Annotated in this window: 15 protein-coding genes and 1 pseudogene; 7 read left to right on the plus strand and 9 right to left on the minus strand. The window is 72.3% G+C overall.

All coding sequences use genetic code 11. The annotated features are described in order from the left end of the window. Window positions 1-3: 3 nt before the first annotated feature. Genes OG485_RS10660 through argC form a run of 4 tightly spaced genes read right to left on the minus strand, consistent with a single transcriptional unit; the run spans window position 4 to window position 4299 of the window. On the minus strand, window positions 4-1212 hold the full coding sequence (locus OG485_RS10660; protein ID WP_328667815.1) for an acetylornithine transaminase: 1209 nt from the start codon (window positions 1210-1212) through the stop codon (window positions 4-6). After that, the gene (gene argB / locus OG485_RS10665) at window positions 1209-2123 is read right to left on the minus strand and encodes an acetylglutamate kinase (RefSeq protein ID WP_328667816.1); all 915 of its coding nucleotides are present in this window, start codon (window positions 2121-2123) and stop codon (window positions 1209-1211) included. The genes OG485_RS10660 and argB overlap by 4 nt, the downstream gene beginning before the upstream one ends. Then, window positions 2120-3274 carry a bifunctional glutamate N-acetyltransferase/amino-acid acetyltransferase ArgJ gene (argJ, locus tag OG485_RS10670; protein WP_328667817.1) on the minus strand — a complete coding sequence of 385 codons (1155 nt, stop codon included), beginning with the start codon at window positions 3272-3274 and terminating at the stop codon, window positions 2120-2122. Before argJ ends, argB begins: the two co-directional genes overlap by 4 nt. Beyond that, a complete protein-coding gene (gene argC, locus OG485_RS10675; RefSeq protein ID WP_328667818.1) occupies window positions 3271-4299 on the minus strand; it encodes an N-acetyl-gamma-glutamyl-phosphate reductase in 1029 nt (342 codons plus the stop codon). The genes argJ and argC overlap by 4 nt, the downstream gene beginning before the upstream one ends. Window positions 4300-4421: 122 nt before the next feature. On the opposite strand from argC, the pseudogene OG485_RS44000 reads away from it, so the two are divergent. Continuing rightward, window positions 4422-5030: pseudogene (locus OG485_RS44000) on the plus strand (SecDF P1 head subdomain-containing protein); the annotation flags it as partial. Between the two features lie 219 nt (window positions 5031-5249). Here the strand turns inward: OG485_RS44000 and OG485_RS10685 are convergent. Then, window positions 5250-5642, minus strand: a complete 393-nt coding sequence (locus OG485_RS10685; RefSeq protein ID WP_328454377.1) for a DUF5997 family protein — start codon at window positions 5640-5642, stop codon at window positions 5250-5252. An 80-nt stretch (window positions 5643-5722) separates the two neighbouring features. Between OG485_RS10685 and OG485_RS10690 the strand changes: the two genes are divergently transcribed. Together OG485_RS10690 and OG485_RS10695 are read left to right on the plus strand one after the other, a co-directional pair. Then, window positions 5723-6547, plus strand: coding sequence for a LysR family transcriptional regulator substrate-binding protein (locus OG485_RS10690; RefSeq protein WP_328667820.1), 825 nt, complete (start codon window positions 5723-5725; stop codon window positions 6545-6547). Between the two features lie 114 nt (window positions 6548-6661). Then, complete coding sequence (locus tag OG485_RS10695) at window positions 6662-7105, plus strand: DUF6314 family protein (RefSeq protein WP_328667821.1); 444 nt, start codon at window positions 6662-6664, stop codon at window positions 7103-7105. Here the strand turns inward: OG485_RS10695 and OG485_RS10700 are convergent. Together OG485_RS10700 and OG485_RS10705 are read right to left on the minus strand one after the other, a co-directional pair. Beyond that, window positions 7087-7680, minus strand: coding sequence for a histidine phosphatase family protein (locus tag OG485_RS10700; RefSeq protein ID WP_328667822.1), 594 nt, complete (start codon window positions 7678-7680; stop codon window positions 7087-7089). The two genes, OG485_RS10695 and OG485_RS10700, sit on opposite strands and share 19 nt — an antisense overlap. A 174-nt stretch (window positions 7681-7854) precedes the next feature. Continuing rightward, window positions 7855-9291, minus strand: coding sequence for an aminotransferase-like domain-containing protein (locus OG485_RS10705; RefSeq protein WP_328667823.1), 1437 nt, complete (start codon window positions 9289-9291; stop codon window positions 7855-7857). Between OG485_RS10705 and OG485_RS10710 the strand changes: the two genes are divergently transcribed. Together OG485_RS10710 and OG485_RS10715 are read left to right on the plus strand one after the other, a co-directional pair. Continuing rightward, window positions 9290-10246 carry a DMT family transporter gene (locus OG485_RS10710; RefSeq protein ID WP_328667824.1) on the plus strand — a complete coding sequence of 319 codons (957 nt, stop codon included), beginning with the start codon at window positions 9290-9292 and terminating at the stop codon, window positions 10244-10246. The genes OG485_RS10705 and OG485_RS10710 overlap by 2 nt on opposite strands. A 92-nt stretch (window positions 10247-10338) precedes the next feature. Next, the gene (locus OG485_RS10715) at window positions 10339-10536 is read left to right on the plus strand and encodes a DUF1918 domain-containing protein (RefSeq protein ID WP_326788826.1); all 198 of its coding nucleotides are present in this window, start codon (window positions 10339-10341) and stop codon (window positions 10534-10536) included. Between the two features lie 36 nt (window positions 10537-10572). On the opposite strand, the gene OG485_RS10720 is transcribed toward OG485_RS10715, so the two are convergent. After that, complete coding sequence (locus tag OG485_RS10720) at window positions 10573-11823, minus strand: glycoside hydrolase family 10 protein (protein ID WP_328667825.1); 1251 nt, start codon at window positions 11821-11823, stop codon at window positions 10573-10575. A 168-nt stretch (window positions 11824-11991) separates the two neighbouring features. On the opposite strand from OG485_RS10720, the gene OG485_RS10725 reads away from it, so the two are divergent. Then, window positions 11992-12852, plus strand: a complete 861-nt coding sequence (locus tag OG485_RS10725; protein ID WP_328667826.1) for a 3-hydroxybutyryl-CoA dehydrogenase — start codon at window positions 11992-11994, stop codon at window positions 12850-12852. 210 nt (window positions 12853-13062) lie between these two features. Further along, window positions 13063-13320, plus strand: coding sequence for a hypothetical protein (locus tag OG485_RS10730; protein ID WP_328667827.1), 258 nt, complete (start codon window positions 13063-13065; stop codon window positions 13318-13320). A gap of 38 nt (window positions 13321-13358) precedes the next feature. Here OG485_RS10730 and OG485_RS10735 read toward each other — a convergent pair whose 3' ends face one another. Then, window positions 13359-13904, minus strand: a complete 546-nt coding sequence (locus OG485_RS10735; protein ID WP_328667828.1) for an NUDIX hydrolase — start codon at window positions 13902-13904, stop codon at window positions 13359-13361. Window positions 13905-14083: the final 179 nt, after the last annotated feature.

Raw genomic sequence — 14083 nt, forward strand, 5'->3', positions numbered from 1 at the left:
GGATCACCCGTCCCCGTTGGCTGCGTCGAGGATGCCGGGAAGGGCCCGGAGGAACGTGTCCACCTCGTCGTCGCCGAGGTTCAGCGGCGGCATCAGCCGTACGACATCGGGGGCGGGCGCGTTCACCAGGAGACCGGCGTCCTGAGCCGCCCGCTGCACCTGGAGCGCGAGCGGCTCGGTGAGCACGATACCCAGGAGCAGGCCGGCACCCCTGACGTGGTCGATCAACGGATGGCCGGAACCGTCCCCGAGCCCCTCGATCCCGTCCCGCAGCTTCTCGCCGGCGCGCTTGACGTTCTCCAGGAGTCCCTCGGACCCGATCGTGTCGAGCACGGCGAGTCCCGCCGCGCAGACGACCGGGTTGCCGCCGAAGGTCGTGCCGTGGTGGCCGGGCTTCAACAGCCCGGCGGCGCGGCCGAAGGCGACCGTGGCACCGAGCGGCAGTCCGCCGCCGAGCCCCTTGGCCAGCGTGACGATGTCGGGCAGGACGCCTTCGTGGGCCTGGTACTCGAACCAGTGGCCGGTGCGGCCGATTCCGGTCTGCACCTCGTCCAGCACGAGCAGGGCGCCGTGGGCCGCGGTGATCGCGCGGGCGGCCTTCAGGTAGCCGGGGGGCGGGACGACCACGCCGTTCTCGCCCTGGATCGGCTCGATGATCACCAGCGCGGTGTCCTCGGTGACCGCCTGGGCGAGGGCCTGCGCGTCGCCGTACGGGACGTGGGTGACGTCGCCGGGCAGCGGCAGGAAGGGCTCCTGCTTGGCGGGCTGGCCGGTGAGCGCGAGGGCGCCCATGGTCCGCCCGTGGAAGCCGCCGGTGGTGGCGACCATGTGGGTCCGGCCGGTCAGCCGGCCGATCTTGAACGCGCCCTCGTTGGCCTCGGCGCCCGAGTTGCAGAAGTACACCCGGCCCTCGCGGCCGAAGAGCTGGAGCAGCCGTTCGGCGAGCGCGACGGGCGGTTCGGCGACGAAGAGGTTGGAGACATGGCCGAGGGAGGCGATCTGCCGGCTCACGGCCTCGACGATCGCGGGATGGCCGTGGCCGAGCGCGTTGACCGCGATGCCGCCGACGAAGTCGAGGTACTCGTTGCCGTCGGCGTCCCACAGCTTGGTTCCGGCACCGCGGACGAGCGGCAGCCGCGGGGTGCCGTAGTTGTCCATGAGCGCGCCCTGCCACCGCTCGGTGAGCTCCGCGTTGCTCGCGCTGCCGGTCATTCGGCGTCCCCCGCTTCCTCGTCGTCCGGCACGACCATCGTGCCGATGCCTTCGTCGGTGAAGATCTCCAGCAGGATCGAGTGCTGGACCCGGCCGTCGATGACACGGGCGGTGGTGACGCCGTTGCGCACGGCGTGCAGACAGCCCTCCATCTTCGGCACCATGCCGCTGGCCAGCTCGGGAAGGAGCTTCTCCAGTTGGGTGGCGGTGAGGCGGCTGATCACCTCGTCGCTGTTCGGCCAGTCCTCGTAGAGGCCCTCGACGTCCGTGAGGACCATGAGGGTTTCGGCATCCAGTGCGGCAGCGAGTGCCGCAGCCGCCGTATCAGCATTGACGTTGTAGACATGTCCGTCGTCCTGGCTCCGGGCGATCGAGGAGACGACCGGGATCCGGCCGTCGGCGAGCAGGGCCTCGATCGCGCCCGTGTCGATCGCGGTGATCTCGCCCACCCGCCCGATGTCGACCAACTGGCCGTCGATCGTGGGCTGGTGCTTGGTCGCGGTGATGGTGTGCGCGTCCTCGCCGGTGAGTCCGACGGCGAGGGGTCCGTGCTCGTTGAGGAGTCCGACCAGTTCGCGCTGGACCTGTCCGGCCAGCACCATGCGGACGACGTCCATCGCGTCCTCGGTGGTGACGCGCAGGCCCGCCTTGAACTCGCTGACGATGCCGTGCCGGTCGAGGGCTGCGCTGATCTGCGGGCCGCCGCCGTGCACGACGACGGGCTTGAGGCCCGCGTGGTGCAGGAACACGATGTCCTGGGCGAAGGCCGCCTTCAGCTCGCTGTCGATCATGGCGTTGCCGCCGAACTTGACGACGACGGTCTTGCCGCGGTGCCGGGTCAGCCAGGGCAGCGCCTCGATGAGGATCTGCGCCTTGGGCAGAGCGGTGTGCTTGCGGGTCACATTGCTCATGAGGAATACGCGCTGTTCTCGTGGACGTAGTCGGCGGTGAGGTCGTTGGTCCAGATCGTGGCGGTCGCGTCGCCCGCGGCGAGGTCCGCGACGATGTGGACCTCGCGGTAGCGCATGTCGACCTTGTCGCGGTCCTCGCCGACCCCGCCGTTCTTGCAGACCCACACGCCGTTGATGGCGACGTTCAGCCGGTCCGGCTCGAAGGCGGCCCGGGTGGTGCCGATCGCGGACAGCACGCGGCCCCAGTTGGGATCCTCGCCGTGGAGGGCGCACTTGAGGAGGTTGTTGCGGGCGATGGAACGGCCCACCTCGACGGCGTCGTCCTCGGTCGCGGCGTTGATCACCTCGACCTTGATGTCCTTGCTGGCGCCCTCGGCGTCGCGGATCAGCTGCTGACCGAGGTCGTCGCAGACCGCGCGGACCGCCTCGGCGAACTCCGCGTACTCCGGGGTGACTTCACTGGCCCCGGAGGCGAGCAGCAGCACGGTGTCGTTGGTGGACATGCAGCCGTCGGAGTCGACGCGGTCGAAGGTGGTACGGGTGGCCGCGCGCAGCGCCCGGTCCAGGTCCTCGCCGTCCACGTCCGCGTCGGTGGTGAGCACGACGAGCATGGTGGCCAGGCCCGGCGCGAGCATGCCGGCACCCTTGGCCATCCCGCCCACCGTCCAGCCGCCCTCGGTGACGACCGACGTCTTGTGCACGGTGTCGGTCGTCTTGATGGCGATGGCGGCCTTCTCGCCGCCGTGCGGGCCGAGTTGGGCGACGGCCAGGTCGATTCCCGGAATCAGCTTGTCCATCGGCAGCAGCACGCCGATGAGGCCGGTCGAGCACACGGCGACGCTGCCCGCGCCGGTGTCACCGAGCGCCTCGGCGACCTTCTCGGCGGTGGCGTGGGTGTCCTGGAAGCCCTTGGGTCCCGTACAGGCGTTGGCACCGCCCGAGTTGAGGACGACCGCGGTCAGCTCGCCGCTCTTGAGGACCTGTTCCGACCACAGGACCGGCGCGGCCTTCACGCGGTTGGAGGTGAAGACGCCCGCGGCGGCGCGGCGGGGCCCGTTGTTGACCACGAGGGCCAGGTCCGGGTTGCCGTTCTGCTTGATCCCCGCGGCGACTCCGGCCGCGGTGAATCCCTGTGCTGCCGTGACGCTCACGGTGCGACTCCGATCGTGGAAAGTCCCAGCTCCTCGGGGAGGCCGAGGGCGAGGTTCATGCTCTGGACGGCACCGCCCGCGGTGCCCTTGGTCAGGTTGTCGATGGCGCTGATCGCGATGATGCGGTGTGCGGCGGCGTCGTACGCGACCTGGACCTGAACGGCGTTGGAACCGTAGACGGACGCCGTGGCGGGCCACTGCCCTTCGGGCAGGAGGTGGACGAAGGGCTCGTCGGCGAAGGCCTTCTCGTAGGCGGCCCGGACCGATTCGGCGGTGACCCCCGGCTGCGCCTTGGCGCTGCACGTGGCGAGGATGCCGCGGGGCATGGGCGCGAGGGTGGGGGTGAAGGAGACGGTGACGGGCTCACCGGCGGCGGCGGTGAGGTTCTGGATCATCTCGGGGGTGTGCCGGTGGACGCCGCCGACGCCGTACGGGCTCATCGATCCCATGACCTCGCTGCCGAGCAGGTGCGCCTTGGGTGCCTTGCCGGCCCCCGAGGTGCCTGAGGCGGCGACGATCACGGCCTCGGTCTGCGCCAGCCCGGCCGCGTACGCGGGGAAGAGGGCCAGCGAGACGGCCGTCGGATAGCAACCGGGTACCGCGATGCGCTTGGACCCCTCCAGCGCGGCGCGGGCACCCGGCAGTTCGGGGAGGCCGTACGGCCAGGTCCCGGCGTGGGGGGAGCCGTAGAACCGCTCCCAGTCGGCCGGGTCCTTCAGCCGGAAGTCGGCACCCATGTCGACCACGAGGACCTCGGGACCGAGCTGTTCGGCGACCTCGGCGGACTGGCCGTGGGGCAGCGCGAGGAACACCACGTCGTGGCCGCTCAGCGCCTCGGCGGTGGTCTCGGCGAGGACGCGGTCGGCGAGCGGCAGCAGATGGGGCTGGATCCCCCCGAGCCGCCGGCCCGCGTTGGAGTTGCCGGTCAGGGTGCCGATCTCGATCTCGGGGTGTGCCAGGAGCAGGCGCAGCAGTTCCCCGCCCGCGTATCCACTCGCTCCCGCCACCGCCGCACGCATCGCCATGGAACCCTCCTCTTGGATGGCATGACTATACGTTTCCCTGCACGTTTATGCAATCCTCCCCGGGCGACCACCGGGGCACGCGCGACTCCGCGACGCCCCCGTCCGTCGGCACGGTGGGAGTCATGCCCAGAGTCGCTGTCCCTCCACTCGGACACCACACGATCGGATCCGGTGGAACAGCACGCACACTCCGGATTGATTCCGGTCGAAGCCCGGCATCACCTTCGCCGGAGGGCACCGAGCGGGAACCGTCCCCCGCATGCGTCTCCCCGGGGCCCCACGCAGGGTTCTCCTCTTCTGGGTCACCCTTCGCCGCGGCGGACGCACGGCGGTCCGTGGTGACGTGGCGCTCCCGGCGCGCTTGTCCGCGCTGGACCGCGCGGCACGGGAGAGGCGCTCGACGAGGCGGGAGGGCGCCGCGCGGGGCTCGGTCGCGGCCTGGGGGACCGCCGGTGGCGGATCCGCCGCCCACGCCACGTTTCGGGCTGGGGCCGACGGCGGTGGACGGGACTCATGTGACCTCGGCCAAGGCGGTGCTCGGCCGGCAGACGAGGGGCCGGCTCGTGCGGCTGCGCCTCGACTCCGCGGGCGCCCGGCAGTTCTCCGCCCTGACGGCGAGCGCGTCCCGGAACGCCCCGCCGCAGAACCAGCCGGCCATCGTCCTGGACGGCGCCGTGATCTCGGCCCCGGCCGTGAACCAGGGGCTCGGCGACGGCACCGCCGACATCCACGGAAGCCTCACGCGGGAGTCGGCCGAGCGGCTCGCCGCCACCCTCGGCCCGGGCGGCCTCTCTTTCGGACACGCGGGTGGGCAGGGCTCCCCGCTCGGCGCGAACGGCCCCGGAACGCCCGGTGCCGGCGGGCCCGGCACCCCGGGGACCGGCGGCCGAGATCCCGGCGCGGGGCGGCTCGGGTGCCCCCGCCGGCGTCCGCGGCGGGGGCGATTCGGGTCAGGAGCGCTTGGCGTCCCGCTCCGCGTTCTTCTCCTTGATGCGTACCGTCTCCTTGCGGACGTCCGCCTGGGTGGCGCGCTCGCGCCGCAGCCACTCGGGGTCCTCCGTCTTCAGCGCCTCGATCTGCTCGGTGGTGAGGGCCTCGCTGACGCCAGCGCGGGCGAGTCCCGCGATGGAGACACCGAGCTTGGCCGCGACGACCGGCCGCGGGTGCGGGCCGGTGCGGCGCAGTTCCTGGAGCCACGCGGGCGGGTCGGTCTGCAAGGCGTTCAGCTCGGCACGAGAGACGACACCCTCCTGGAACTCGGCGGGGGTGGCCTCGAGGTACACACCCAGCTTCTTCGCCGCTGTGGCGGGCTTCATCGTCTGGGCGGTCTGGTGCGAACTCATGGGTCAAGGGTATCGAGCGCACGGGCCCCCGCCGACCATCGCCGGTACGGTGCCGCGGCCACGCCGGGTAATCTGACGTGGTGACCGGCTCCGAAGCATCCCCCTCGTTCAGGCTCGCCTACGTTCCGGGGGTGACGCCCTCGAAGTGGGTGCGGATCTGGAACGAGCGGATGCCCGGCGTGCCCCTGGCCCTCGTCCCGGTGTCCGCCGACGAGGTGTACGACGTCCTGCGGCGCGGCGACGCCGACGCGGGCTTCGTCCGGATGCCGGTCGACGGGACCGACCTCAGCGCGATCCCCCTCTACACCGAGACGACGGTCGTCGTGGTCCCGAAGGATCACATCGTGGCGGCGGTCGAGCAGGTCAGTGGCGAGGACCTCGCCGACGACATCGTGCTGCACCCCCTCGACGACCCGCTGGAGTGGGAGCGTCTGCCGGGCAGGCCCGCGCTGGAGCGCCCGGCGGCCACCGCGGACGCCGTGGAACTCGTCGCGGCGGGCATCGGGGTCGTGGTCGTGCCGCAGTCCCTCGCCCGTCTGCACCACCGCAAGGACCTCACGTACCGGACGGTCACGGACGCCCCCGAGTCACGGGTCGCGCTGGCCTGGCCCGAGGAGCGGACCACCGATCTGGTGGAGAACTTCATCGGCATCGTGCGCGGACGCACGGTCAACAGCACCCGAGGACGTTCCCAGACCCCGCCCGCGGCGGCGCAGAAGGACCGGGGCGCGGCGAAGTCCGCCCCCCGGAAGTCGGACTCGGGCGGCGGCGCCCGGCGCAAGCCCGCGCCCGGCAAGACGGGCGGCAAGGGCGGCGGCAGGACCGCGGCCAAGAACACCCGGGGTGGCGGCACCGGCGGCCCGAAGGGCGGCGCGAAGCGCGGCAAGCCCCGCCGCAGTTCCTGACCGGGCTCCCCTCCCCGGCCCCGCCCCGGAAGTGACCGGGACGGCAGGATAGGGGGAGGCCGGGCGCGCCTCAACGGGTCGCGCCGCATCGGAGGGGACGGGGAACGGGACGGCATGGGCGAGTTCTGGCCGGTCGAGGACGTGCTGACGTACCTGGGCGGAAACTGGCGGGTCGAGCGCACCGTACGGGACCTCGCGAGCGACGCCGAAGGGCGCTTCACCGGCACGACGGTGTTCGAGCCGCTGGAGGAGGGCGGGCTGCTGCACCGGGAGTCGGGCACGTTCGTGTGGCAGGGCGTCGCACGGCCCGCCGAGCGGACACTGCGGTTCCTGCCGGGCCAGGGCCCCGGGACCGCGCTCGTACGGTTCTCCGACGGCCGCCCGTTCCATGACCTGGACCTGACGACCGGGCGGTACGTCGCCGACCACCCCTGCGCCGCGGATCTCTACCGCGGCGAGTTCACCGTCAGGGACGAGCACCACTGGCGGTCCGTCTGGCGGGTCCGGGGACCCGCGAAGGACCTGGTGCTCACCACCGGTTACGCGCGCCCGACCTGAGCGGGCGCCCCGTCGACGCGCAGGTTCCAGCGGCCCGCCCGGCCCGTCACGGTGATCGCCGACAGGGGACGGACATCGATGTTCCAGTACGTCGACGGCGGCGCCTTCAGCGCGTAGACCAGCGCGGCCCGTACCACCGACGGCTCGGCCACCGCGACGATGCTGCCGCCGTCCTCCCCCGGACGGGTGTCGAGCCAGGCGCCGACCCGGGCGATGAAGGTCAGCAGACTCTCACCGCCGTGGGGCGTGGAGCGCGGATCGGACAGCCAGGAGTCCACGGCCTCGGGCTCGCGGGCCATGGCCTCGCCGAGGGTGAAGCCTCGCCAGCGGCCCATGTCGCAGTCACGCAGCGCGAGCTGAACCAGTGGCGCGTAGCCGAGGACGTCACCGGTGGCCCGGCTGCGGGGTGTCGGCGCGCAGTAGCGCAGCTCGGCCGCCGCCAGGGGCAGCAGCCCCGCGGCGGCGCGCCGGGCTTCCTCCCATCCCGCCTGGTCCAGCGGCCGGTCGTCCTCGAAGCGCTCCGCCAGCAGCGCGGAGCTACGCGCGGCGGCGACGAACGTGACCCGAAGATGCATGCGCAGATCGTGGAGCGCCGGACTCCGCAGGTCAAGGGTGTTACGCAGAGTATCCGAATATTCACGGAACATCGGCTTCTGGTCTGTGCGCCGACTGTGCCGGCGCCCTGTACCCGCGTCTTGTCGCCGTCGCGCCCCCGCGGCTCCCGCGGCACGTGGTCCCGCCGCCTCCGCTCAGGCCCGCACCTCGTCGTACGCCGCCGTCAGTCGTCGTACGCCCTCCGTGATCTCCTCCGTCCCCGCCACCGCCGCGAAGCTCAACCGGATCTGGGCGGCCGGGGGTTCGGCGCTGTAGTAGGGGCGGCCGGGAGTGACGGCCACCCCCGCGCGCAGGGCGGCGGCGACGAGCGCGGATTCGTCGGTGCCGTCGGGCAGCCGCGCCCACAGGTGGTAGCCGCCGAACGGGATGTGGGGCAGGGCGAGTTCGGGGAGCCGCAGCCGCAGTGCGGCGGTCATGGTGTCCCGCCGAGCCTTCAACTCGGCCGAAACGGTGCGCAGATGACGCGGCCAGGCCGGCGAGCCGACGAGTTCGAGCGCGGCCTCCTGCAGCGGGCGCGGCACGAAGAAGGTGTCCACGACCTGGATGGCGCGCAGTCGCTCCAGTACCGGACCGCGCGCGGCCAGGGCGCTCACCCGGAAGCTGGGCGAGGTCGCCTTGGTCAGGGAACCGACGTGCACCACGACCCCGTCGGGGTCCTCGGCGGCCAGCGGCCGCGGCAGCGGGCCCGCGTCCTCGTGCACCAGGCGGCGTACGAAGTCGTCCTCGACGACGAAGGCTCCGGCGTCCCGCGCGATGCGCAGCACCTCGCCGCGCCGCTCGGGCGCGAGCACGGCGCCGGTCGGATTCTGGAACAGCGGCTGGCAGACGAAGACCCGGGCGCCACTCGCCCTGAAGGCGTCGGCCAGGAGCTCGGGTTTCACGCCGTCGGGGTCCACCGGGACCGGAACGGGGCGAAGACCGGCGGCGCGGGCGATGGCCAGCATGCCCGGATACGTGGGCGACTCGACCAGGACCGGGGCGCCGGGCGGCGCGAGCGCGCGCAGGGCGGTCGTCAGGGCGGTCTGGCCGCCGGCCGCGACCAGTACCTCGGCGGCGCCGATCGCCCCGCCGATACCGCGCGCGAACCACTCGCGCAGTTCGGGCAGTCCCTCCATGGGCGGCCGTGACCAGGCCCCGGGGCGACGGCCGGCCCGGGAGAGGGCCGCGCCCATCGCCCGCTCCGGCTGGAGCGAGGGGTGCAGATAGCCGCCGTTGAACTCGACGACACCGGGGGGCGGCGCGGCGAGCGAGGCGAGGACGCCGGAGGCGTCCACGGTGCGCGGGACGGCCTCCGTCGCGGCGTCCGCGCTGAGCGCGACCTCCTGCCAGGAGGTGTCCCCGGTGGAGGTGACGGCGGGCCGGGGCCTCGCCCGGAAGGCGCCCGCACCCGGCCGGGTGATCACGAGCCCCTCGGCGGCGAGTTGCGCCAGCGCCCGTGACACGGTCACCGGGCTCACTCGGAACCGCTCGACGAGCGCCCGGCTGGATGGCAGCTTTCCACCTGGAGAGTAGCGATTCAGCTCCTGCCGCAGCTGATCCGCCAGATCGCCCACACTGCTACGCTCATGCATGAGAGCAGAGAGTAGCGCTATCGACCGGACCGGGATAGCGGTCAGCACCGGCATCGAGCCCCCGGCCTCCGCCCCGCCCCGGAGCCCCGCTCCGGCGGACCGCCGTTCCGGCACCCTTCAGGCGGCCCTGGGGGTCACCGCCTTCTCCCTCACCTTCCCCGCGACGGCCTGGGGCCTGGAGGGCTTCGGCCCCTGGTCGCTGGTGACCGTGCGCTGCGTCCTCGCGGCGGTCCTCGCGGGCGGCTGCCTCCTCGCGCTGCGGGTCCCCCGGCCCGCCCGCCGGCATCTGGCGGGCCTCGCCGTCGTCGCCGCCGGTGTCGTCCTCGGCTTCCCGCTCCTGACGACACTCGCCCTGCGGACGTCGACCACCGCCCACGCGGCCGTCGTCGTCGGGCTGCTGCCGCTGACGACGGCGCTGTTCTCGGCGCTGCGCACCGGCGCGCGGCCGTCGCGGACGTTCTGGGTGGCGGCCTGCGCGGGCGCCGCGGCCGTGATCGCGTTCACCGTGCAGCAGAGCGGTGGTGCCCTGACCGGTGCGGACGCCTATCTCTTCGGGGCCCTGCTGATCTGCGCGGCGGGCTACACCGAGGGCGGCCGGCTGGCCCGGGTGATGCCGGGCTGGCAGGTCATCGGCTGGGCCCTGGTCCTGTGTCTGCCGCTCAGCGTTCCGGGCGCGCTGCTGGCGCTGTCGCACGAACCGGTGCGGCTGACGGCGCACAGCCTGACCGGGCTGCTGTGGGTCGCGGTCGGTTCGCAGTTCCTCGGCCTGGTCGTCTGGTACCGGGGGATGGCGTCGATCGGGATTCCCAAGGCCAGCCAGTTGCAGCTGGCCCAGCCGCTGCTCACACTGGTGTGGTCGGTACTGCTCCTGGGCGAACGGCTCACCCCGGCGGCACCCCTGACGGCGGCCGCCGTCCTCGTCTGCATCGCCCTGACCCAGCGGGCACGGGGCTGACCCGCACGAACAGGCCGCACCGACCCGTGCCCCGGGCCTCTCGGCCCGAGGCCACGAACCGTTGCTCCCGTACAGGCGAGGAGACCGTTCAGATGCACGCAACCAAAGGCGACCAGCTGGTGCAGCACGGCAGGACCGTCGGCCAGCACGACAAGGTCGCGGAGATCACCGAGGTCATGGGAGCCGAAGGCGCTCCCCCCTACCGCGTGCGGTTCGAGGACGGTCACGAGGCCGTGTGCTCGCCGGGGCCGGACTCCGAGATCCGCCACCGGGACATGCCGCCGCGGTAGAACGGCGGGAGCGGACGCCGGGATGCCGGCGTCCGCTCAGCGCGGGGGCTTCGCCGGCTGCCGGTAGTGGTCGGCGACGACCCGTGCCATCGCGCCGTTCCGGTCGGTGCCCGCCTCCGAGGCCGCGAAGAAGACATGCCCGCGCACTTCGGCGTGGCCGCGGGCGAGGGTGAGATGCCGGGAGAGTTCGGCCGGGTCCCGCCAGGCGGCGGGCTGCGCCGGGTCGCCCGCCTTGTAGAGCGCCTCGCCCGCGTACAGGTGCACGCCCGTGCCCCGGGTGACCCGCGCCCACCAGGGCAGCAGCTTCGCGTAGTCGGCGGCGGCGAAGCCGATGTTCCAGTAGAGCTGGGGGCAGATGTAGTCCACCCAGCGCCGCCCGACCCATTTCCTGGTGTCGGCGTACAGGTCGTCGTAGGTCTCGACGCCGGCCCGGGTCGGCGAGCCGAGCGGGTCGGTCGACGCGTTGCGCCAGACGCCGAAGGGGCTGATCCCGAAGCGGACCCCGGGGCGGGCCTTCTTGACGCCCTCCGCCATCTCCCGCACCAGCCGGTCGACGTTGTCGCGCCGCCAGGCCGCCCGGTCCGGGAACCCCGCGCCGTGTTCGGCGTACGCCGCGTCGTCGTCGAAGCGCTCGCCGGGCACCGGGTAGGGGTAGAAGTAGTCGTCCCAGTGCACGCCGTCGAGGGGGTACCGGCGCACCGCGTCGAGCATCGCGGCCCGGACGAACGTACGGACCGGGGGCAGTCCGGGGTTGTAGTAGAGCTTCCCGCCGTACCGCACGGTCCAGTCGGGGTGGAGACGCGCGGGGTGCGAGGGGGCGAGCCTGCCGGGGTCCGGCTGTCCGGACACGCGGTACGGGTTGAACCAGGCGTGCAGTTCCAGACCGCGCGCGTGGGCCTCGCGCACGGCGGTGCCCAGCGGGTCCCAGCCGGGATCCTTGCCCTGGACGCCGGTCAGGTAGCGGGACCACGGCTCGTACGGAGAGGGCCACAGCGCGTCGGCGGCGGGACGGACCTGGAGGAACACGGTGTTGAGGCGCAGGCGTACCGCCGTGTCCAGATGGCCGACGAGTTCGGCGCGCTGGCGTGCGGGGCTCAGGCCGGTGCGGGAGGGCCAGTCGCGGTTCGAGGCGGTCGCGAGCCACATGCCGCGCATGGCGCGCGGGGCCGCCGACCGGTGCGGTGGGGCCGTGTCCTGGGCGGCCGCCGCGGCGTCCCCCGCCGTGCCGAACCCCGACAGTGTCACGAGCGCGGCCGCCGCGAACGTCCGGCGTGGCAGTCGCCCCATACCCCTACCCCCTACGCTGCGTATCCGTCCGATCACATGTCGTACCGGAACCCAGCATGCACCACCCCGACGATCGATCATCGATACTTGGGAGTAACGTGCACGTTCGGAGCAGGGCCCGAACAACGGACTACCTGCCGGGCCGTACGGATCAGCGAAGGGGACGATGTGACCGACATCGAACGCGTCGGAGTGGTGGGCTGCGGCCAGATGGGAGCGGGCATTGCCGAGGTGTGCGCCCGCGCCGGACTGGACGTGAAGGTCGCCGAGACCACCGGCGAAGCCCTGGAGATCGGCCGGACCCGGCTCTTCTCCTCCCTGTCCAAGGCGGCCGAGCGCGGAAAGATCTCCGAGGAAGAGCTCAAGGCCACCCAGGACCGGCTGAGCTTCACCACGGACCTCGGCGAGTTCGCCGACCGTGACCTGGTGATCGAGGCCGTCGTCGAGAACGAGCAGGTGAAGACCGAGATCTTCCAGGTGCTCGACCAGGTGATGACCAGGCCGGACGCGATCCTGGCCTCCAACACCTCCTCGATCCCGCTGGTGAAGCTGGCCGTCGCGACCTCGCGTCCCGACCAGGTCATCGGCATCCACTTCTTCAACCCGGCCCCGGTGCAGCAGCTCGTGGAGCTGATCCCGGCGCTGACCACCTCCGAGGGCACCATCAGCCGCGCCCAGCTGTTCGCCGAGAAGGCGCTCGGCAAGCACGCGATCCGCGCCCAGGACCGCTCGGGCTTCGTCGTCAACGCGCTGCTGATCCCCTATCTCCTGTCCGCGATCCGGATGTTCGAGTCGGGCATGGCGAGCCGCGAGGACATCGACAACGGCATGGAGATGGGCTGCGCCCACCCGATGGGCCCGCTCAAGCTGTCCGACCTGATCGGCCTCGACACGGTGGCCTCGGTCGCGTACTCGATGTACGAGGAGTACAAGGAGCCGCTGTACGCCGCTCCTCCGCTGCTCCAGCGCATGGTCGACGCCGGCCGCCTCGGCCGCAAGTCCGGTTCGGGGTTCTACACCTACGGCTGACCAGGCCGAACATCGAGTGAACACCCGCTCCGCTCAACGGAGTTCGCACGGGCCCGGCACCTTCTGCGGTGCCGGGCCCGCGGCGTTCACACGCCGTGTGCGCGCCGGGCCCGCATATGCCTGGCGCACACTCTCCTCACGTGCCCACCAGGCGAGTTGACTTTCCGTGCACAGACAAGGGATGTGCCGACCACGGAAAGGAGCGGACTCGTGACCGCCGACCCCGAGCATCCCGTTGCACCGAAGGAACTCGCGGAGTTACGCCGGTCTCTCGAAGTGGGGTTCACCCGCATCGAGGGAGGACTGGCACTGCTCACCCAGCGCGACGACCAGACGGCCAAGGACCTCGATGACCTCAGCACCCGGATTGTCGCGCTCGAACACACCCGCTGGCCACTGCCCACCGTCGCCGTCGTCGCGGCCGTGGGCGCACTGGCCGTGGCGGTCTGGCAGGCTCTGGGGCACTAGGACCTGTCCGGCCCGAGGGGCTGTGAGAGGGGACCGGATCAGGGCAACGCGTCCTGCCCGAGCCTGAGATGGTGCAGGAGGAGCAGTGCGGCCGCCATGTTGGCGGCCGGGACCTCACCGCGGGCGACCATGTCGGGAACGAGCTTCAGGGGCACCCACTCCCGGCGGTCCGACTCGAAGTCGTCCACGGGGTGTCCGATGTAAGCGCCCTCGTCGGCCCAGTAGATGTGATGCCGGGCGTCGGTGAGCCCGTTGCAGGGCTCGACACTCATCAGATGCCTCAGGGGTCCCGGCCGCCACCCGGTCTCCTCCTCCAGTTCGCGGGCCGCCGCCACGGCGATGTCCTCGCCGTCCTCCACGACGCCCGCCGGGAGCTCCCATCCCCAGCTGTCGGTGATGAAGCGATGCCGCCACAGGAGCAGCACCTCGTTGGCCTCGTTCACCACCGTGGCCACGGCGACGGGCCGCAGCCTTATCAGGAAGTGATCGAGATGCCGCCCGTCCGGCAGCTCCACATCCGCGAGATTGACGCTGAACCAGCGGTTTGCATACACAGTTTGTTCGTTCCGTTTCGTCCACTGCACGGTTCTGCCACCTTCCGCCGAGTGATGGCAATATCGCAGCAGCCGCGTTCCGGCAGCAGGGCTCACTGGGGTCGGGGCGCAGCACAGCGGCGCCTGAACACGGCCGGGCGAAACGGTGGCCCGCGTTCAGGCGCCGCTCGTGCCTCGGCGCTCCGGCGCGGCCGGTGAAACGGCTTGCC

This window comes from Streptomyces sp. NBC_00328, from assembly GCF_036139655.1.
GTDB lineage: Bacteria > Actinomycetota > Actinomycetes > Streptomycetales > Streptomycetaceae > Streptomyces.